The sequence below is a fragment of the Helicobacter equorum genome, from assembly GCF_900198655.1.
Lineage (GTDB): Bacteria > Campylobacterota > Campylobacteria > Campylobacterales > Helicobacteraceae > Helicobacter_F > Helicobacter_F equorum.
Window position 1 is genome coordinate 43,408 of the sequence record NZ_FZPO01000048.1, and the last position, 20,511, is coordinate 63,918.

Sequence of the window (20,511 nt, forward strand, 5' to 3'; positions counted from 1 at the left end):
AGCAATTATTTTTGTTTAATAATCTCAACTCTACGCTCACACCGCTCGGTAGTATTAAGCCTATGCGCAATAACCAGCAATGTTTTATTTTGTGCCACATCATAAATCTCATCCATAATCTTTTCTTCTGTTGCTGTATCTAGCGCACTTGTAGCTTCATCAAGCACCAAAATTTCAGGATTATCATAAATAGCACGCGCAATGCCTATACGTTGCTTTTGCCCACCACTTAGTAACAAACCACCTTCACCTACACGCGTATAAATTCCAGCATGTTCTTGTAAAAATTCATAAATATTTGCCTTTTTACATGCCTCTATCACACGATCTTCATCCATCTCGCTCCCAAACGCCACATTTTCTGCCACACTACCATCAAATAGATATATCGTTTGAGGAATATAGCCAATTTTCTTACGCCAAGAGCGGAGATTGTGATTATTGAGCTCCTTGCCATCGATATACACCACGCCTTGTTGTGGTTTATAAATCCCGATGATAAGATCTACTAATGTGCTTTTACCAGCACCACTTTCGCCACAAAAGGCAATCTTATCGCCTTTGTGTATTATAAGACTAAAATCACGCAAAATCGCTTTGTTTGGCCCATAGCCAAAGGTAATGCCCTTAAGCTCAATGCTTTTTTCAAATACACAGGGCTCATTATCCTCATAATCTGTATGATATAACAAATCCTCATACACAAGTGCTACAGAATTCGCAAAATACCCCATGAGATTATATGTCGATAATATTCTGCTTACAGCAGGCAAGATTCTATATAAGGCAAGAGCATACATCGAGATAATGGGCAACACTGCATCAACATCCCTATAGGTTACAAGGATATATGCCACGCAACCAATAAGCATACTAAACCCTATAGATTCAAGCAAAAAGCGTGGCGTGGTAAGCATAGTTTGAGTAAGGATCTCTGCATTTGTGCGCTTCATACTTGCTTCCTCAAATTCTTCAAAAACTTGTTTTTGATTGCCCTTTAGCTTGATAATCTTAAAATTTCCAAAAGTTTTAGAAATAATCTCATTAAACCTTGCATTCATGGCACTGCGCACTTGTCCCATTTTTTCAATCTTTTTGCCTAGCATCTTTATCACTAAAAAAACTTGCAATCCCACAATAATGGTGAGTGCCAAGGTCATTTTCCAGCTTGTGATAAGTAGCAAAACATACAAAATACCAATTGTAAAAAGCTCTCCACACATTTGCAAAAGACTTTGCACATACATAGAAGCTTGTAACGATTCTTGAGTGATATTAGCACGGATTTTATCAAGTTTGCGTTTGACAAAATCATCATAATTAATCTCTACTGCCTTGCTAAACAATCGGTATGCAAAAAAATGAAATTTTCTATACGCAAAGCGATTTTGCGCATATGTAAATGCAATGCTGTAGAGCATTCTAAAAATATAAAACATAATGAGTGCCACACTAAAAGCAATCATAAATTCAAAACTATCCTTAAACCCAAAAAATGTATAAATCTCGTGAGAAATAGAATGGCTAGTAATGAGATTAGGGTTACTTGCAAAGCTAATAAAAGGCATAATAATACTAATACTAAAGGTTTCAATCACAGAATACGTAATCGTGGCAAAAAATAATAAAAGCAAAATTATTTTATCACGCCTTGTAAGCAAAGATCGCAATTTATTGATAGTTGTTAAGGTTGTTTGTTTTTTGTGTTTCATAAAAATCCCTTATCTTAAAGTTAGAGCGTATTGTTTAAATACATCTCCACGCTCCTTGTAAGAGCTAAATTGATCAAGACTCGCAGCAGCTGGAGAAAGCAAGGCAACATCAAATTCTTTGTGAGAATCTTTAGCATATCGTGCTTTTTTGATTGCCCCCACCGCTACATCAAGCGTATTACAAACCTCACAAGATATACCATATTCCATACTTAATTCTAAAAGCCTATATGCATTACTACCAATGGCAAAAATACTAATAGATTTACCCTGCATGAATCTAAAAAGTGGGCGTAAATCCGCACCCTTATCATCGCCTCCCAAAATAAGCCATATGTGTTTATCCTGATACCGACGCACTGCTTCAATAGTAGCATCAACATTAGTACCCTTGCTATCATCAACCCACAAATAATTTTGTGAATCTCTAAACTCTTCTATCCTGTACGCACCAATCTTAAAGGCATTAAGCGCCTCTATATCACACACACCATACAAAATCTTGGCAATCCCAAGCGCAATGAGACCATCAAGCAAAAATGGCTCTTTGACATGCACAGATGTAATCTCTATCCCAAACTGCGTGGCTAAGTGTTGCGAATCTTTATAAAAATACGCTCTGCCCTTAAATGCCCTAGATACAGGGTGTTCTGCAAACTCAAAAGGCAAAATAGCGCTTGTATCCTCACACATACGCCCTAGCACACTAAGTTTATCTGCCACATATGCCTCAAAACTTCCATGCCAAGTGATATGATCCTCTCGCACTGGCAAAAGCGCATACACATCTGGCGTGGCATATGTAGCATAATGCAAACTAAAAGAACTTGTCTCTAAAATCCAAAGTGGCGTATGATTGACATACAGCTCACTTAGTGGAGTGCCTATGTTACCACCACTTTTTGCACCAAAAGATTCTAAGAGTATGGTCGTCATCTGTGTAGTGGTTGTCTTGCCATTGGTGCCGCTAATCCACACACTTTTTGGTGGAATCTGCCAATGTTGTAACAAAAAATAAAAAAAATCATATTCACCAATAAGATTACAAGCCTTACGCACAAGCATATGTGTAGGTGGAATACCTGGTGAGATGATAGATACATCGCATGTCTGTAATGAATCTTGCGTAAGGCTCACAATAGGCGTAGGTGTGCCATCATCACTAAAAAGTGCAGAATCTAACAAAGTATTGCCAAATTCATCACTGCGTGTGCCCTCAAATGTATCATCATAAATTGCAACGCGTATCCCAAGAGAGTTCAAAAATCGCACAAGAGGTTTTGTCGTAACGCCATAACCAAAAATACGTATCATAGAATCTACCTAAGTTTGAGTGTAAGAAGCGCGATAAGATTTGCTAGCAAAGCAACAATCCAAAAACGCACAATGATTTTATTCTCCGCCCAACCCTTTTTCTCAAAGTGATGATGTATGGGTGCCATAAGAAAAATCCGCTTTTGTCTGTATTTATAACTCCCAATTTGGAGCATTACAGAAAGGGTTTCAAACACAAACACAATACCAATGAGTATAAGCAAAATTTCATTATGTGAAATGATTGCCATATATGCGATAAATCCGCCAAGTGCTAGACTGCCACTATCTCCCATAAATACTTGCGCAGGGTGGCAGTTATACCACAAAAAGCCAAAAAGTGCACCTATAAGCGCACAACTCATCACGATAAGTTCTCCGCTATAAATAACTTTAGGCCAATACAAATATGATGATAGCCCGATGTGTCCGCCAATATACACAAATATAGAAAGACTAAAGAGTGCAAATATACTTGGTGCAGTCGCCAAACCATCAAGTCCATCGGTAATATTGACGGCATTTGCACTTGCTACAAATACAAGCATCCAAAACATAATACTCACAATAGGGATATGGATAGAATCTACGCGGATATTTGCAAAAGCACTCATATCAAAAAGTGGCTCTTTCATAAAAGGGAGATAAAAATTCCCAGCATGCCCAAGATTTGCAAGACATAAGGCAATACAACACGATAACACAACAAGCAAAAGCATTTTGACTTTGGCACTCATACCGGCATTAGAGTTAGCCGAGATCTTCATAAAATCATCTCTTGCACCAATGAGACTAAAGCCTACAAGCCCAACAATACCCAATATAATATATGAGTTTGTCATATCTGCACACAAAAATGTCGCAATAAGAGTGCAAAACACAAACACTACGCCACCCATAGTTGGAGTATTTTTTTTCTCCTCGTGAGGGACAAAATGCGAGATAGGCTGATTGGCTTTTTTGGCTTTTGCCCAACGAATAAAATAGGGAAATAATGCAATACTTAGAATAAAAGCGAGAAAAAAACTTACACCTGCACGAAATGTAATATATTGAAACAAATTAATATGTGCCGTGCTCCACAGCCAATATAGCATATCCATCCCCCCATAAACTTACACAAAATAAATCAGGGATTGTATCTCTAATTTTGTAAAACTAGGCTAAATTTTAATGTTTTTTAGACTAAAATCCTTGCCAACAAACTTCAACCCTCTTACTTAAGGAGCAAGAATGCATAAAAAAGCTGTTTTGGTTATCACAGATGGTATTGGCTATAGCCAACATACCACATATAATGCCTTTTATCACGCCAAAAAACCTACTTATGATTATCTCTTTGAAAATGTCCCTTATGCAATGATTCACACATATGGACTAAGTGTAGGATTGCCAGAAGAACAAATGGGTAACTCTGAAGTAGGACATATGTGCATAGGATCTGGGCGTGTGCTTTATCAAGATCTTGTCAAAATATCGCTTGCCTTAGAAAATGGTGAGATACAACACAACCAAGCATTTTTACGTGTTGCAGATTCATGTGAGGATATACATCTCTGTGGGCTTATGAGTGATGGTGGTGTGCATTCTCATCTCTCGCACTTACTAGGTCTTGCTACAATCTGTGCGACAAAAAATAAACACGTATGGCTTCATCTTATTACCGATGGGCGAGATGTTTTGCCTCAAAGTGCCTTAGAATATCTTAACGAAGTGCAACACACCATTAATGCGTATCCAAATATTCATATTGCCACACTTAGCGGGAGATTCTATGCAATGGATAGAGATAAACGCTGGGATCGTATAGAATCTGCATATAATGCCATTGTATGCGCAGATAATGCAACGACCAAAACGCCAAAAGAATATATCCAATCCCAATATAAACAAGAAATTTTTGATGAATTTATCCCACCTGTGAGCTTTGCTCCATATCAAGGTATGCACGATAATGATGGATTTATCTTCATTAATTTTCGATCAGATAGAGCAAGGCAAATTGTTGATGCGATTGGCAATAAATCATTTAATGGATTTGTGCGAAAACGCGTACTAAAACTGCATATCGCAACAATGTGTGAGTACGATAGTAGCTTTGAGTTTCCCATTATGTTCCCCAAAGATAAGGTCCAAAATACTCTAGCCGAAGTAATTTCAAGCGCATCACTAAAGCAATTCCACACTGCAGAAACAGAAAAATATGCACATGTTACATTCTTTTTAAATGGCGGACACGAGGAAGAGTTTGAGGGCGAAAAGCGTGTGCTTATCCCTTCACCAAAGGTTACAACATATGATTTACAACCACAAATGAGCGCAGAAGCGGTGGGTGATGCCGTGCTTGAAGCTATGCAAGAAGGTTATGATTTTGTTGTGGTTAATTTTGCAAATGGTGATATGGTGGGACACACTGGGAATTTTCAAGCCGCCATCAAGGCTGTAGAAGCAGTTGATACACAATTAGGCAGGATTATTGAATCTGCAAAAAAATTGGGTTATGCTGTTGTGATTACAAGCGATCATGGTAATTGTGAAGAAATGAAAGATTCACAAGGCAATACGCTAACAAACCATACCATAGGTGATGTATGGGCTTTTGTGCTTGATGAAAACGTCAAAGAAGTGGCAAAAGAAGGCGGGCTAAATAATATCGCTCCAACGATCCTCAAACTTATGAATCTACCAAAACCAAAAGAAATGGATAATGCTCTCTTTTAGTGCAATATGTCTTATGGGCGCATGGCATGAATCCACGATGCACTAAAGGTGCGCACTTCAGAATCTAAAGCCCTAATGTCTTGAATATCTGTAAGTGCGTGTGTTTTGATACTATCAAAATATCGCATACTTTCCAAAATACACGCGCTAATTCTCCCAAAATTAATGCGTGAATCCAAAAATGCACTCACTGCAATTTCATTACTAGCATTCAGCACAATACCAAGCTTTGGATACGCTAAGAGTGTTGATTTAAGATCCCATACAGGATAACGTTTAGAATCTATGGGCTTAAGATGTATGTTTGTGAGCGTACTCATGTCAAAGCGTGGGATAAGGCGCATAGACTTTGCCTTTTGCTCATCAAGTGCATATGCTATGGGAAGTTGCATATCAGCGTGAGAAATATGTGCCGTGATAGATCCATCTGCAAACTCCACAAGTGCGTGTATCGCAGAGTGCTCCTCGATATATGCGTCAATATGCTGTATGCCAAACAGCCAATATGCCTCCAAAACCTCAAAAAGCTTATTGACCATTGTTGCGCTATCTATCGTAATTTTTTGTCCCATAGACCAATTTGGGTGCTTGAGTGCTTCAGCAGGTGTGGCAAAAGGTAGTTTTTCTAATGGCATATCACGCAATGCCCCACCACTAGCAGTAATACAAAGCCTATGTATTTCTCGTGTAGTATGTAGATACCATAATCCAAAATGCTCACTATCAATAGGTGTGATTGGATAATCAGCAAAAAGCCACCCAGCATTCACAAGGCTTTCTTTATTTGCAAGAGCAAGTTTTTTGCCACATTGCTTAATCACAAGGCTTGGAGCAAGTCCAGCATAACCCACCAAAGCATTAACCGCTAACGTGCTTTGAGAAGCTTTAATCATATCCAAAAGCCCCTCTTCTCCAAAGAAAACGCGTATATTCTGTGCCTTGATATATTCCATATCAAGCCTTGTTACATCATTTGTATCAGCTATGCAGATATTTTTTGGGTGGTATTGATATATTTGTGTATTAAAAAGTGCAATATTCTTACCTGCGCTAAGAGATTCTATAGGAAGCCCAAAGACATTTGCGACCTTAAGGGTATTTGTCCCAATAGAACCAGTGCTACCTAAAAGAATCATATACTAGAAGCAATGTTTATGGAAAATATATTTCGCTATAGGGCGATAAAGTAGAAAGCGCAAAAAGCATCATAACACCACCAAATAATAATGCATCAACTCTATCTAGCACACCACCATGACCGGGAAAAATCGAGCCACTATCCTTGAGATTTACTTCGCGCTTAAGATAACTCTCAAATAAATCACCAAAAACGGAACTAAGCGCAATACAACATGTTATCAACACAGCTATAAAAAAGTTATGTGTGATACCAAGACACAACACAGATCCTAAAGCAGTGCCACAAGCAACCCCTATAACGACACCTTCAATAGTCTTCTTTGGTGATGTAGCTGAAAATGGGGTTTTGCCAAAAAGTCTCCCACCAAAATATGCACCTATATCAGTGCAAACCACCACTACAATAAGACAAATAAGCCCCAATCTACCAAATGACTCATACACAGACCAAATACACAAAAATGGCAAGGTAGGATACAAAAAGGGTAGCAACACTTTCAAGGGAAGTTTTTTATTATAAGCGATATAAGAAGCATACACGATAAGCACACACAAACCATTATACAGAGGGGCTTTGGTAAAATACACACTAATCCACAATAACACCCCCCATACATAAAAATGCCACGCAGATTCCAAAGAATAAAAAGCTAGAGATTCTCTAATAGTAATCACAAAAAGCACACCCAATACAAACCAAATAAGCAATGTGCTATTAAGCAACAAAATCAATGCAAGTGCTACAACAAGCAAAGCACCTGTGATATAGCGCTGTTTATCCGCACCCAAACTCTTTATCCTATCTTTCATAGTATTCCTTATTTGAAATGTGCTATGTTTTGGATTATAGCAAAAAAATGAGTATTTACTGAAAAATAGAGAATTTTTGATAGAATCTAAAGTCTAAATTTTTTAGAATCTTTAGGTTACAGAACGAAAAAATAGAGGTGAGGATTGATGAAATACCAAAAGATATTATTGCTTTGTGTGTGCTGTGTGCTTGGATTTGGGATTGTATTTGGTGCAGATAATAAAGAGCAAAATAGGCTTGATGCACATAAAAAACTACGCAAAGTTATTAATGTCATAGAAGAAAACTATGTTGATGGAGTGCAAATTGATGAAATTATTAATAAAGCCATAGATGGGCTTTTAAGCAACCTCGATGCACATTCTGCCTACCTTGATAAGAAAAAATTTGATGACTTACGATCGCAAACCGAGGGAGAATTTGGAGGAATAGGTATCACACTTGGTATGAAAGATGGAGCCCTAACCGTCATCGCCCCTATTGATGATACTCCAGCATTCAAAGCAGGTATAAAAAGTGGTGATGTAATCCTAAAAATCAATAATGAAACCGCACTTAATATGAATATTGATGATGCGGTAAATCTCATGCGCGGTAAGCCAAAAACAAAGCTTGAACTTACGCTTGTAAGAAGTGGTGAGCCAAAACCTATAGTTGTCCAGCTTACAAGAGACATTATTCGTGTAGAATCTGTCAAAGTGCGCGGTATTAATGAAACAAATTTTGCCTATGTGCGTGTCAATTCATTTGATAAAAACGTAACCCTTGAAGTGAAAAATGGCTTGAAATCACTAGGCAAAGTTGATGGCATTGTGCTAGATTTACGTTCTAATCCCGGGGGTTTGCTCGATCAAGCCGTGGATCTCTCAAAACTCTTTATCAAAAATGGTGTTATTGTCTCACAAAAAGGACGCAATAAAGGCGAAAATATAGAGTTTAAAGCCAATGGTAGCGCACCATACGCTGATGTGCCACTTGTCGTGCTTGTCAATGGTGGAAGCGCAAGTGCAAGTGAGATTGTCGCGGGAGCATTACAAGATCACAGCAGAGCAGTGCTTGTAGGTGAACAGACATTTGGTAAGGGTAGCGTGCAAATGGTTATTAAGCTTGATAATAATGAAGGTATAAAACTCACAATCGCAAAATATTATCTCCCAAGTGGTAGGACAATTCAAGCTGTTGGAATCCAACCAGATGTCGTCGTATATCCAGGCAGTGTGCCAGAAAATGACAATAATTTCTCACTTAAAGAAGCCGATCTAAAGCGACATTTAAAAGGTGAATTAGAAAAAATCCAAGAAAAAGCACCAGCAGATTCTAAAAATACAACAAAAAATGCAAGCTTCACACAAGAAGACATATATAAAGACATTCAGCTTAAAACCGCAATAGATATTCTAAAAGCTTGGAATATCTTTAAACCAAAACAATAACATAACCAAAAGGAGCGCATTATGGATACACAACAAATGCTGTATGAGGGTAAGGGCAAGAAACTTTTTCTTACAAACAATCCTCAAGAGGTGCTTGTAGAATTTAAAGATGATTTAACCGCCTTTAACGCTGAAAAAAAAGGTTCTGAACAAGGTAAGGGTGCGCTTAATTGTGAGATTAGCACTGCGATTTTTGAACTTTTAATCCAAAATGGCATACAAACACATTTTATCAAAAAATTAGATTCTACACATATGTTTTGCAAAAAAGTGCAAATTATTCCCATAGAAGTTGTGGTGCGCAATGTCGCTACAGGTTCGCTAACAAAACGCTTAGGTATAGAAGAAGGGAAAATTTTGCCTTTTGCCCTTGTGGAATTTTATTACAAAGACGATGCGCTTGGTGATCCTATCATTAATGACGAACATTGCAAAATTTTAAATATCACACAAGACACAACAGAGCTAGATTTTTTACGCACACAAGCACGCAAGATTAATCAAATACTAAGTGAATTTTTCATCACACGCAACCTCCGCCTTATTGACTTCAAGCTTGAATTTGGTAAAGACAGCGAGGGTAATATTTTACTTGCTGATGAGATTAGCCCTGATAGTTGTAGATTCTGGGATAAAGATACAAATGACAAACTTGATAAAGATAGATTCCGTCAAAATCTCGGTAGCGTAAAAGTAGCGTATGAGGAAGTTTTAAAACGAATTTTGCAAAAGTAAGGATTATATATGGAAATAAAAGCCCTCATTACTTTAAAAAATGGTGTCTTAGATCCACAGGCTAAAGCCATTCATCACGCACTTTTGGATCATAATTTTAGTGATGTAAGAAGTGTCAAAATGGCTAAAGAAATCGTGCTAGATATAGATTCTCAAGATGAATCTTATGCGATTGTGCAAGTAGAAAAAATGTGTCAAGAACTCTTGGCAAACACGGTTATAGAAGACTTTGAGGTGATGAGAAAATAAATGAGCGTTGCGATACTTCAATTTCCTGGGACAAATTGTGAAATGGACATGGCATATGCTTACAAATGCATAGGAGCACCCCATACAATCGTATGGCATCAAGATCAGGTATTACCCAAAGATACAAAACTAGTAATTGTGCCTGGTGGCTTTAGTTATGGAGATTATTTGCGGAGTGGGGCTATAGCGAGATTTTCTCCTATTATGCAGGCGGTACGCGAGTTTGCTATGCAGGGTGGCTATGTGCTTGGAATCTGCAATGGCTTTCAGATTCTATGTGAAGCGAGACTTCTACCCGGAGTGCTTAAACGCAATAATTCACTACATTTTATTAGCCAAAATCAAAAACTTTATGTAAAAAACACTAACAACGCATTTTTATCTCATTACCAAAAAGAAAGTGTCATTTCTCTACCAATCGCACATGCCGATGGTTGCTATTTTATTGATGATCAGTCTTTACACGCATTACAAAAAAACGATCAGATTCTGCTTACATATGTTGATAACCCAAACGGATCTGTAGCGGATATAGCAGGAATCTGTAATGAACAAAAAAATGTCTTTGGGCTTATGCCTCATCCAGAACGTGCAATAGAAAATCTCTTAGGTGGAGTTGATGGCTTAGAGATGCTTGCAAGCCTTTATCACGCAGCATTGTAATATTAAAATATTAGGAAGGTAATGATGCAATTATTTTCTAAAGCCTTGCTAAGCTTTTTTTTCATCATAGGCATTATTGTAGCCATAGACACACAGGCAGACCAAGACCTCACGACATCTCCAAAAATTGTTTATGCAAAAGCCCTTAGTGCCACTCAAACCCTCCAAGATCAGACATTTTATGTTGGGCAAGAGATATCTATAGTATATGAGGCTTCACTTTTTGCCGGAGCAAGTCTCAAGGGAAGCAATTTTGAAAAAAGCCCCAAAGACAAAGTTGAGCTCAAAAACAAAAATGCAACTTGGAAAAATGTAGATTCTCAACACCTGCAAACCACCTATGTTTTTAAGCTAAAAGCCTCATCTGCAACAATACCTGCACTCAATGTAGTAGCCGTATCCGCGGATGGAAGCTATGAAGAGCAAGTGCGCGTAGATTCTATTGCGCTTAATGTGATCGATTTAGGAAGCAATGCCCGATACGCAGGAATTTTAGGTAAAGACTTCAAGCTCTTACGAAACAAAAGCCAAAACTATGATGAATTGCATAATATCATAGTCTTTGAATTTGAAATGCAATCCCAAAACCTAAAAGATATGAATATCAAAGGCTTTGAGACACAAGGCTTTGAAGAGCTAAGCCAACGCAACGGCGGTATGTATGGGGTGTATTATGTGATAGTCCCAAAAAGTTTACGTGAGCTTTCATTTGAATATTTTAATTCCGATGTGCGTCGCTTTGAAAGCGTGAATATCCCTATTGTTGTGGTAAATTCCGAGCTTGTAAGCACACAAAGCGATCTCAATCCCAAGGCAAGTTACGCATTCTTTAAGCTTGTAATTATTGGTGTATTGATTATCCTCTTTTTGGGGCTATTTCTTTGGAAACGCTATACAATCTTTTTGTTTATTGTGGCGTTGTTGTGTGGGATTTTAATCTATAGCCTTGCATTTAGCAATAGCTATGGCACGCTTAAATCTGGGGCATCAGTAAGCATATTACCGATGAAAGATTCAACAATTGTGCGTGTAGCAGAATCTGATATACCCATACAAATTGTAGGAGAACGAAAAATGGATCTGCAAGGACAAAGCGTATTGTTACATAAAGTGCTTATAGGAGATTCTCAAATTGGTTGGGTAAGGAGTGAATATGTTAGCAAAAATTAAGGGTCTTTTCGCTACAGCGCTTATTGCCCTATATCTTCCAATAATCATTTTGCAAATCTATTGGACACGCCATCATCAAAACGGGAGAAAAGCCCGATTACAATGCCGTTATTTTTACACTCTCAATGGCTTTCATATGGATTGCATAGGGGAATTTGATACGAGTGTGCAACTTATTGTGTTAAATCACCAAAGCGTCAATGATATTATGTTTTTAGAGGGCTTCCACCCAAGCAATATTTGTTGGGTGGCAAAAAAACAATTAGGTGAGATTCCACTCTATGGACTTGCACTTACCCTACCTGAAATGATCTTGATAGATAGAGAAGATAAAAATGGTATTATTTTTCTCCTCAAACAAGCCAAAGAAAAACTAGCCCAAAATCGCCCTATTGTTATATTCCCGGAAGGCACGAGGGGTAGAGGCAACGAAAAATTACTCCCGTTTAAACCCGGAGCAAAGATTCTCGCCCAAAAACTTAACTTAAAGATTCAACCTATCTTACTTATCAACACACGCAAAATGTATGACACATCACCCATTTCCTCACACACAAACAAGGCACGTATGGTTATACTTGAATCTTTTACGCCAGATTTTAACGATCCGCAATGGTATGAAAAACTAGAATCTCTCATGCAAGAAACATATGCCAAACACTATGCACAATGCAATTCAAACCCTTAATATGTCTTTAAAGTCTTTATGGCTATAATCGTCTTTTATTTGGGGTGTTAGCTCAGTTGGGAGAGCGCAACGCTGGCAGCGTTGAGGTCAGGGGTTCGAACCCCCTACACTCCACCATAGCATGTGTTTTACCATCTTCTTTTATATTACATACATCTCAAATCCCAATACAATTAGAATCTAGTAGACTCACGCAATTAAGCATGGACTACATCACCATATGCTATAATCTCCATTTTTAAAGATTTTCTTAAAAGGATATTCATGCTTATCTTAGGTATATCGGCATACTACCATGATAGTGCGATAGCTCTACTAGAAGACGATAAGATCCTCTTTGCTATCCAAGAAGAAAGACTTTCTCGCAAAAAAGGTGATGAACGATTTCCAAGACTTTCCATCCAAAATGCCTCTACATTTCTTACTAAAAATGTAAATGGGGGGGGGGGAGCATAAGCACGCTGTCTTAAATTTCTCTCAAGATTGCTTATTGGATTGTATTGATGCTTTTGTTTTCTATGACAAACCATTTTTAAAGTTTGAACGACTTTTGGAAACTTACCTTACTACTGCTCCAAAAGGGTTTTTTAGCTTTCTTAAAGCAATTCCCATTTGGCTTAAAGATAAATTATTTCTCAAAGAAACCCTTGTGCGCGAACTTGCCTCTGTGTATAGTGAGCTCTATCCACATAAATCAAAATCCCAAATTAAGGCATTCAAACAAAAAGTTTATCATAATCTGTATTTTAGTGAACATCATATTAGTCACGCTGCAAGTGCCTTTTATCCTAGTCCATTTGATGAATCTGCTATTTTGGTTATGGATGGTGTTGGTGAGTGGAGTACTACAACTATCGCTAAGGGTAAGGGCAATAATATACAAATTTATCAAGAGCTTCATTTTCCGCATTCTTTAGGGTTACTCTATTCAGCCTTTACCTACTACACAGGGTTTAAGGTCAATTCGGGAGAATATAAAGTTATGGGTTTAGCTCCATATGGTCAACCAAAATATGCAGATCTCATCAAATCTTATCTTATCGACATTAAAGATGATGGGAGTTTTGCACTCAATATGCACTATTTTTCTTATACATATGGACTTAAAATGACCAATAAAGCCTTTGATGAACTTTTTTCACATCAAAAACGCACTGCCGAATCTACTCTAACTCAAGCTCATTTTGATCTTGCGGCATCTATCCAAGTTGTTACAGAAGAAGTAATGCTCAAGCTTGCCCGACATACATTACGACATACAAACTCTAAAAATCTTGTTTTAAGCGGTGGTGTAGCATTAAATTGTGTAGGCAATGGCAAAATGTATAAACAGCTCAAAGCCGAAGGGCTTTTGGAAAATCTCTGGATTCAGCCTGCTAGTGGGGATGCTGGAAATGCACTTGGGTGTGCTATGGCGTTTTATTACCTTGAGTGTCGTAACCAACGCCATCCAAATAATGCAGATTCTATGCAAGGCTCATATTTAGGTGTAGGCTATGATGACAATGAAGTTGAATCTACACTTAAAGCCCAAGGTGCAGTTTATGAACGACACAGCTTTGAAAACCTCATAAATCTTACAGCACAAGCTTTAAATGAAGGAAAAGTCATAGGGTGGCATCAAGGGCGTTGCGAATTTGGACCTCGTGCACTTGGAGCGAGGTCGATTATTGGTGATCCGCGCAATACCACTATGCAAAAAACAATGAATCTAAAAATTAAATATCGCGAATCCTTTCGACCATTTGCGCCTAGTGTCCTAGATTCACATATTGGCGAATGGTTTGAACTAGATTGTGCCTCACCTTATATGCTTCTTGTGGCACCTGTGCAACCAAGTAAATGCTATCCTGTAAGTGAATCTGATACAAAACTCTTTGGAATTCAAAAGCTAAATGTCGTGCGTAGCGAAATTCCAAGTGTTACACATATAGATTATTCTGCGAGAATTCAAAGCGTGCATAAAGGAACAAACCCTAAATATTACGCACTTTTGCAGAGGTTTTATGAGCTTACTTCTTGCCCAGTGCTTGTTAATACAAGTTTTAATGTTCGGGGTGAACCTATCGTCTGTAGCCCAATGGATAGCTTTAGATGCTTTATGGGGACAGAAATGGATATGTTGGTGATTGAAAACTTTGTATTATACAAAGATGCCCAAACCCAAGAAAACAAAACCAAGTTTCAAAATCTAAAAGATTCCTATGAGCTAGATTAAAGCTACAAACTTCTAGCAAACCCATAAATTTTAAAAAGGAGAGAAAATGAAAATTGTAAAATATTGGCTATCTTGGATAATACTTGGTATTATATTTATACCTATAGTGCTAAAGCTTGCGGGTGTGATAGAGAGAAATCTTGGGATACAAATCGTGCCATTTGCATGGATTGGGCTATATTGGTTTGTCTTTTTTGTGATGATGAGCATCAAAGCACTCAAAGACTCCAAGAAAAAACTTGTCTATGCCTATGTAAGTGTGCTACCATTGTGTTTAAGCATTGGGGAAATGTGGGGTTATATAAAAACACTACAATCTCTACCAACACAATGTCACATACAAAGTTCTGGCACTTATATAAGTGATTACTTTACATCTGATCACATCACAGGTTATAAAGCAATTTCTGATACACGTGCGACTTCTATCAAAACAAATGATAAAGATTTAATCTATAATGTGACATACACAACTAACGATTTTGGCTATCGAAAAACACCAAATTCTAACTTAGATTCGACACATTGTCTCATTTTTTTTGGTGATAGCTTTACCATTGGTGAAGGATTAAATGACGACCAAACATTGCCCTACTTTTTAAATCAAGATCTAAATTTTAAAGTTTTTAATTTTGGATTTCATGGATATGGCAACCATCAGGCTTTAGCTTTATTAAAAAATGGGGAAGTGATGCGCATTACACGAGATTGTAAGGATTATACTATTTTTTATGAAAGCATACCTGGACATATCAGAAGAGCAAATGGTTTTAGTGATTGGGAAGACCTGAATGCACCAAGGTTTCAATTGGGAAATACGCTCACTTGGACAAATGAACACAAAACATTTTGGACCAAAATTCATAATAAAATTTTTACAATACTAAAAAATAAAAGTTATCTTTTTAAGATCTTGCTCCCAAGATATACATACAATAAACAATATAATGAACTTTATTTTGCTATTTTGCAAGAGATGAATTCTTTATTGCAAATGCAATTTCATACAGAACTGCATCTTCTATTATGGGATGCCAACAATTTAAGCGATGACACAGAAATTGCAGAATCCCAAGCTATTGTTGAGTGGCTTACTCATCAAGACATTGATACATTTTTAGTTAGTGAGATCTTACCGCAATACACACATAATCGTTTGCAATATGCACTGCATGCCTGTGATACACACCCAAATGCTTTAGCCAATGAACGCATTGCAAAATTTTTGGCACACAAGATTCAAAGTGGAGAGATTACTACACGCCAAGCACACACCAAGGAGATACAATGACACAAAATTTACACCAATCAAATACACAAACCTTGAAGCATTGTAAAGCCATAAAATCTCATGAAGTAAGCACAAAGGATCTACGCATATTTCTTGCAATATGGACAGGAATCTTTATGCTCATAGCCATATTCCCACTTTTTAGAGATCCTCACACAACCCCTAGATTATGGGCAATTATTGCTTGTATTGTAAGTATTGTGCTTATATGCATACCACGTGTTATTGTGCCCTTTTATAGGCTTTGGATTCTTTTAGGTGAAACGATAGGATTTGTGATTTCACGAACTATTTTAGCAATTTTATTTTTTGGGATTTTTACGCCCATAGCATTATTTTTTAGACTCATTAAGCGTGATGTTTTGCACCAAAAGCCAGACAAAACAATACAGAGCTATTTTCTACAACGCACACAACAACCACAAAGTATGAAAAATCAATTTTAGGAGCGATACAATGAGTATTATTAAGGAACTTTGGCAATTTTTGAAAGCAAGAAAGAAATTTTGGCTTTTCCCTGTGATTTTGGTGATGGTATTTCTAGGAGTGCTTATAGTGCTATCACAAGGAAGTGCGGTAGCACCATTTATCTATACGATATTTTAATCCACCAGACACAAGGAAATTTGTGGGACATAGGCGACAAGCACAAGTCCAAAGACCATAACCCCAAGCCAAGGCAGGATAGAAACAACGACATTCTTGAGATCCATACCTGTAAGCGAACTTGTAACAAAGAGGTTAAGTCCCACAGGTGGGGTTATCATACCTATTTCCATATTAATCACCATAATGATTCCAAAATGCACAGGATCAATCCCCAAAGACACAGCAATGGGCAACAAAAGCGGAGTCATAATCATTACAACCGAACTAGGCTCCATAAACTGCCCCATAATAAAAAGCAAGATATTAACCACGATAAGAAATACCCACCAACTCATATTTTGAGAGATAAGATATTCGGCGATATGATGTGGTATGCGCTCACTTGTAAGAAAATACGCAAATACAACTGCTGATCCAATGATAGCAAAAATCATAGCGGTAGTAATCGCTGCGTCTAAACACACGCTATATAAATCTTTTAGCTTCAAATCCCTATACACAAAGACAGAAATAATAAACGCATACACCGCCGCTATTGCGGCAGCTTCTGTAGCTGTAAAGATTCCTCCATAAATCCCACCAATCACAACAACAATAATAAGCAACGCCCAAAAAGCTCGCATAAAATGTTTTACACGCACACTTAGGGGTGCAGGTTTTGTGGCTTTGTATCCTAAGCGTTTTGCTCCTATGTAAGTCCAAATCATCATCATAACGCCAATCAAAATACCAGGCACAATCCCAGCTTTAAATAAAGCTTCGATAGATACAACAATTTCTTTGCCATCAAGTCCACTAAGTCCGCTTGCCGTTACACCATAGACGATCATCACCACAGAAGGTGGGATCAAAATCCCCAAACTTCCAGCACTTGTGATAGCTCCTATGGCATAAGATTTAGGGTATCCTGCTTGTTGGATCGCCAAAAACATCACCGAACCAATCGCTACCACCGTGGCAGGTGAGCTACCACTCACAGCAGCAAAGATAATACAAGCCAAAATAGCACTCATTGGCAGACCACCGGGTAAATGTCCCACCATTGATTTAGCAAAATCTATGATTCTTTGAGCCGCGCTACCCTTACTCAAAAGCGAACCCGCCAAGATAAACATCGGAATAGCCATAAGCGTAGGTTTAAATGCCGAAATAAAAATTTCTGGAATCCCTGTAATATCGTGCGAGGTAAATACTATCATAGCTACCATAGCACTTATCCCTAAAGACACAGCAATAGGAACGCTAAAGAGAATCAATGCAAAAAGGACGATAAATAAAACTACAATACTCACATTACTCCTTAATCGCGCTATCGTGGATAATTTCTTCTTGTGTGATTTTTACTACATCCTTGGCTTCCATCCATGACACCTCATAGATTTTTTCTATCACACGATATGTCGCACCCAAAAATGCCACAGGCAAACATATAAGGAATATCCATAAAGGCACATTATGCAATGCTTCTGAATAACGCCCAAGCTCATAGTTAAGCTCACACACAAGATACCCAGCATACGCCATAAATGCCAAAAAACACGCACTAAGAATATATGAAATAATCACACAAGCCTTTGCCAACGCAGGTGGAAAACGCTCAACAAGAATCATCACCGATATATGCACTCCCTTACGAAATCCATACGCCGCTCCAAAAAGCGCACTCCAGATAAAGCAATATGTCGAAACTTCCTCACCCCACGTTAGTGAATGAATCTCGGAGAAAAAAGTGGCTAAAAAACGCGTAAAAACATTAATCGCCACTATCAACACACCAGCTACTAGCCCAAAAACTGCAATATTCTTATTAATCCCTACAATAATGGTATCTAAAATCTTAAAAACTCTATTGACACTCGGACTTAAATGTGCCCATTTAAAGGGCTTTTGCAATAAAAGCAAAAACGACTTCAAACAAAAACCTTATTATTTTGTCTCGAGCGTCTTTTGGATCAAATCTTCTCCGATAAGATCATAAAACTTCGGATAAATAGCCACCATCACTTCTTGCCATTGTTTTTTCTGATCATCATCAAGCGTGTAGATCGTGAATTTATCTGCATTATCTTGTGCGTATTTTTGTAGATTTGCCAAAAGCACTGCCTCATCACGTGCACTTTCTTCACGCTCAAACTTTGTAGCTTCATCAAGCGCTTGTTTTACCACAGCCTTAAGATCCTCTGGCAACTCATTCCAAAATTTTTCACTCACAATCACAAGATATCCCAAATATCCGTGATTAGTCATAGTAACCGATTTTTGCACCTCATAGAATCTAGAATTATAGAGGTTTGAAAGTGGATTTTCTGCACCATCAACCACGCCTGTTTGCAATGCCGAATACACCTCGCCAAAATTGATATTTTGTGGATTTGCACCAATAGCTTTCATTTGCTCTTCAAGCACTTTAGAGCTCATAATGCGGATTTTTTGCCCTTTGGCATCGCTTGGCAAAATGATAGGATTTTTGTTTGTGCTAAATTGCTTAAACCCAGCATCCCAATAATCTAGTGCAATAAACCCTTTTTGAGCTATTTTGTCTTTGAGAATCTGTCCTACTTCACCATCCATCACATTATGCAAATGCTCATTGTCGCGAAAAATAAATGGTACATCCCAGAGATTAAATTCTTTCACAATAGGGGTAAATTTCGAAAAGCTTGGCGCTGCCATTTGGATATTGTTGCGTTTAAGCTCTTGAAACACTTTGTCATCATCAACAAGCTGTGCAGAAGGGAATACTTCAACCTTAATCTTGCCATTGCTTAACTCCTCTGCTCTCTTAGCAAACAAATCTGCTGCTTTACCCTTTGGGCTACCTGCACTTACCACATGTGCAAACTTAATCGTATATACTTTCTCGCCATTATTAGATTCTGTTTTAGAATCTCCACATGCTACAAAAAACCCTATGATGCCAACACTCATCAATAAGGCTAATATTCTCTTCATATCTCACTCCTTTAAAACTAGAATATAATTTTTCATTCTAACCCAAAAACCAAAAAAGCTCCATAAAAAACTATAAATGCCTTAAACTTGGCAATGTGTATTTTCATTTTTACACAAAGTGATACTTGTGCCACCAAGAATACTCATCTTAATAATACTAAGAAAACTTATGATAAAATTTTTTAAAAAGCACCATATATAAAGGCACTTCTATGACACAACCAAAACTTCCTATTAGTGTTACGATTCTTGTCAAAAATGCTCAAACGACATTAAAAAAATGTTTAGATTCTTTGCAAAGCTTTGATGAAATTATTCTTCTTGATAATGATAGCAGTGATACTACACTACAAATAGCACAAGATTTTCAAGCCTCTTATCAGAATCTAAAAATCTACACAAGCGAATTTATCGGGTTTGGTGCTTTAAAAAATCTTGCAGTAAGCCACACAAGCAATGCGTGGATTTTTAGTATAGATTCTGATGAAGTGTTAGAATCTAACACATTAGCACTTCTCACACAACTTTTTTCCAAAGATAATCTGCCAACGCCAAATACACTCTTTGCGCTACCACGCAAAAATCTCTATAATGGCAAATGGATAAAGGCTTGCGGTTGGTATCCAGATTTTGTAACACGAATCTTTCACAAAGAATATACGTGCTTTAATAATAATGTCGTGCATGAAAGTATCATCGTGCCAAAAGACGCACGATTTATCAAGCTAGATTCTGGACTTACACATTACGCGTTTAGAGACATCACGCATTTGCTTGAAAAACTACAACGCTACTCCAGCCTGTG

Annotated in this window: 20 protein-coding genes, 1 tRNA gene and 1 pseudogene; 14 read left to right on the top strand and 8 right to left on the bottom strand. The window is 37.7% G+C overall.

What is annotated here, in order from left to right; all coding sequences use genetic code 11:
- Positions 1 to 5: 5 nt before the first annotated feature.
- The 3 genes from C6H22_RS07120 to mraY are packed head-to-tail and all read right to left on the bottom strand — an operon-like array spanning position 6 to position 4,123.
- Entirely contained in the window at positions 6 to 1,712 is a 1,707-nt protein-coding gene (locus C6H22_RS07120; protein ID WP_104694611.1) for an ABC transporter ATP-binding protein, read from the bottom strand.
- Positions 1,713 to 1,721: 9 nt separating this feature from the next.
- Positions 1,722 to 3,026 carry a UDP-N-acetylmuramoyl-L-alanine--D-glutamate ligase gene (gene murD / locus C6H22_RS07125; RefSeq protein WP_104694612.1) on the bottom strand — a complete coding sequence of 435 codons (1,305 nt, stop codon included), beginning with the start codon at positions 3,024 to 3,026 and terminating at the stop codon, positions 1,722 to 1,724.
- 5 nt (positions 3,027 to 3,031) lie between these two features.
- Entirely contained in the window at positions 3,032 to 4,123 is a 1,092-nt protein-coding gene (gene mraY / locus C6H22_RS07130; RefSeq protein ID WP_104694630.1) for a phospho-N-acetylmuramoyl-pentapeptide-transferase, read from the bottom strand.
- A 136-nt stretch (positions 4,124 to 4,259) separates the two neighbouring features.
- Between mraY and gpmI the strand changes: the two genes are divergently transcribed.
- Positions 4,260 to 5,747 carry a 2,3-bisphosphoglycerate-independent phosphoglycerate mutase gene (gpmI, locus tag C6H22_RS07135; protein ID WP_104694613.1) on the top strand — a complete coding sequence of 496 codons (1,488 nt, stop codon included), beginning with the start codon at positions 4,260 to 4,262 and terminating at the stop codon, positions 5,745 to 5,747.
- Positions 5,748 to 5,758: 11 nt separating this feature from the next.
- Here gpmI and dxr read toward each other — a convergent pair whose 3' ends face one another.
- Together dxr and C6H22_RS07145 are read right to left on the bottom strand one after the other, a co-directional pair.
- The gene (gene dxr / locus C6H22_RS07140) at positions 5,759 to 6,883 is read right to left on the bottom strand and encodes a 1-deoxy-D-xylulose-5-phosphate reductoisomerase (RefSeq protein WP_104694614.1); all 1,125 of its coding nucleotides are present in this window, start codon (positions 6,881 to 6,883) and stop codon (positions 5,759 to 5,761) included.
- A gap of 16 nt (positions 6,884 to 6,899) precedes the next feature.
- Complete coding sequence (locus C6H22_RS07145) at positions 6,900 to 7,697, bottom strand: phosphatidate cytidylyltransferase (RefSeq protein WP_104694615.1); 798 nt, start codon at positions 7,695 to 7,697, stop codon at positions 6,900 to 6,902.
- Between the two features lie 234 nt (positions 7,698 to 7,931).
- Between C6H22_RS07145 and C6H22_RS07150 the strand changes: the two are divergent.
- The 12 genes and pseudogenes from C6H22_RS07150 to C6H22_RS08780 form a co-directional block, all read left to right on the top strand.
- A pseudogene (locus tag C6H22_RS07150) lies at positions 7,932 to 9,131 on the top strand (S41 family peptidase); the annotation flags it as partial.
- Positions 9,132 to 9,152: 21 nt separating this feature from the next.
- Entirely contained in the window at positions 9,153 to 9,866 is a 714-nt protein-coding gene (gene purC, locus C6H22_RS07155; protein ID WP_104694617.1) for a phosphoribosylaminoimidazolesuccinocarboxamide synthase, read from the top strand.
- 9 nt (positions 9,867 to 9,875) lie between these two features.
- Positions 9,876 to 10,115, top strand: coding sequence for a phosphoribosylformylglycinamidine synthase subunit PurS (purS, locus tag C6H22_RS07160; protein WP_104694618.1), 240 nt, complete (start codon positions 9,876 to 9,878; stop codon positions 10,113 to 10,115).
- Positions 10,116 to 10,778, top strand: a complete 663-nt coding sequence (gene purQ, locus C6H22_RS07165) for a phosphoribosylformylglycinamidine synthase subunit PurQ (RefSeq protein WP_104694619.1) — start codon at positions 10,116 to 10,118, stop codon at positions 10,776 to 10,778.
- Positions 10,779 to 10,799: 21 nt separating this feature from the next.
- On the top strand, positions 10,800 to 11,948 hold the full coding sequence (locus tag C6H22_RS07170; RefSeq protein ID WP_104694620.1) for a hypothetical protein: 1,149 nt from the start codon (positions 10,800 to 10,802) through the stop codon (positions 11,946 to 11,948).
- The gene (locus C6H22_RS07175) at positions 11,932 to 12,636 is read left to right on the top strand and encodes a lysophospholipid acyltransferase family protein (RefSeq protein WP_104694621.1); all 705 of its coding nucleotides are present in this window, start codon (positions 11,932 to 11,934) and stop codon (positions 12,634 to 12,636) included. Before C6H22_RS07170 ends, C6H22_RS07175 begins: the two co-directional genes overlap by 17 nt.
- Before the next feature lie 41 nt (positions 12,637 to 12,677).
- Positions 12,678 to 12,753: transfer RNA gene (locus tag C6H22_RS07180), tRNA-Ala, on the top strand.
- Between the two features lie 147 nt (positions 12,754 to 12,900).
- Positions 12,901 to 13,092 (top strand): carbamoyltransferase N-terminal domain-containing protein, encoded by a 192-nt coding sequence (locus tag C6H22_RS09030; protein WP_104694622.1) that lies wholly within the window; start codon positions 12,901 to 12,903, stop codon positions 13,090 to 13,092.
- 34 nt (positions 13,093 to 13,126) lie between these two features.
- Positions 13,127 to 14,854, top strand: a complete 1,728-nt coding sequence (locus tag C6H22_RS09035) for a carbamoyltransferase family protein (protein ID WP_267892035.1) — start codon at positions 13,127 to 13,129, stop codon at positions 14,852 to 14,854.
- Between the two features lie 46 nt (positions 14,855 to 14,900).
- A complete protein-coding gene (locus C6H22_RS07195) occupies positions 14,901 to 16,145 on the top strand; it encodes a hypothetical protein (protein WP_104694624.1) in 1,245 nt (414 codons plus the stop codon).
- Positions 16,142 to 16,591, top strand: coding sequence for an SxtJ family membrane protein (locus tag C6H22_RS07200; RefSeq protein WP_104694625.1), 450 nt, complete (start codon positions 16,142 to 16,144; stop codon positions 16,589 to 16,591). The genes C6H22_RS07195 and C6H22_RS07200 overlap by 4 nt, the downstream gene beginning before the upstream one ends.
- A 10-nt stretch (positions 16,592 to 16,601) precedes the next feature.
- Complete coding sequence (locus tag C6H22_RS08780) at positions 16,602 to 16,751, top strand: DUF5989 family protein (RefSeq protein ID WP_199769821.1); 150 nt, start codon at positions 16,602 to 16,604, stop codon at positions 16,749 to 16,751.
- Here the strand turns inward: C6H22_RS08780 and C6H22_RS07205 are convergent.
- From C6H22_RS07205 to C6H22_RS07215, 3 genes are read right to left on the bottom strand one after another with little or no spacing between them, the layout of a single operon-like run.
- The gene (locus tag C6H22_RS07205; protein WP_104694626.1) at positions 16,748 to 18,046 is read right to left on the bottom strand and encodes a TRAP transporter large permease; all 1,299 of its coding nucleotides are present in this window, start codon (positions 18,044 to 18,046) and stop codon (positions 16,748 to 16,750) included. The two genes, C6H22_RS08780 and C6H22_RS07205, sit on opposite strands and share 4 nt — an antisense overlap.
- Position 18,047: 1 nt before the next feature.
- Positions 18,048 to 18,668 (bottom strand): TRAP transporter small permease, encoded by a 621-nt coding sequence (locus tag C6H22_RS07210; protein ID WP_104694627.1) that lies wholly within the window; start codon positions 18,666 to 18,668, stop codon positions 18,048 to 18,050.
- 12 nt (positions 18,669 to 18,680) lie between these two features.
- On the bottom strand, positions 18,681 to 19,706 hold the full coding sequence (locus C6H22_RS07215) for a DctP family TRAP transporter solute-binding subunit (protein WP_104694628.1): 1,026 nt from the start codon (positions 19,704 to 19,706) through the stop codon (positions 18,681 to 18,683).
- 212 nt (positions 19,707 to 19,918) lie between these two features.
- Between C6H22_RS07215 and C6H22_RS07220 the strand changes: the two genes are divergently transcribed.
- The coding region (locus tag C6H22_RS07220; RefSeq protein ID WP_158654663.1) for a glycosyltransferase family 2 protein at positions 19,919 to 20,511 on the top strand (593 nt) is incomplete at its 3' end.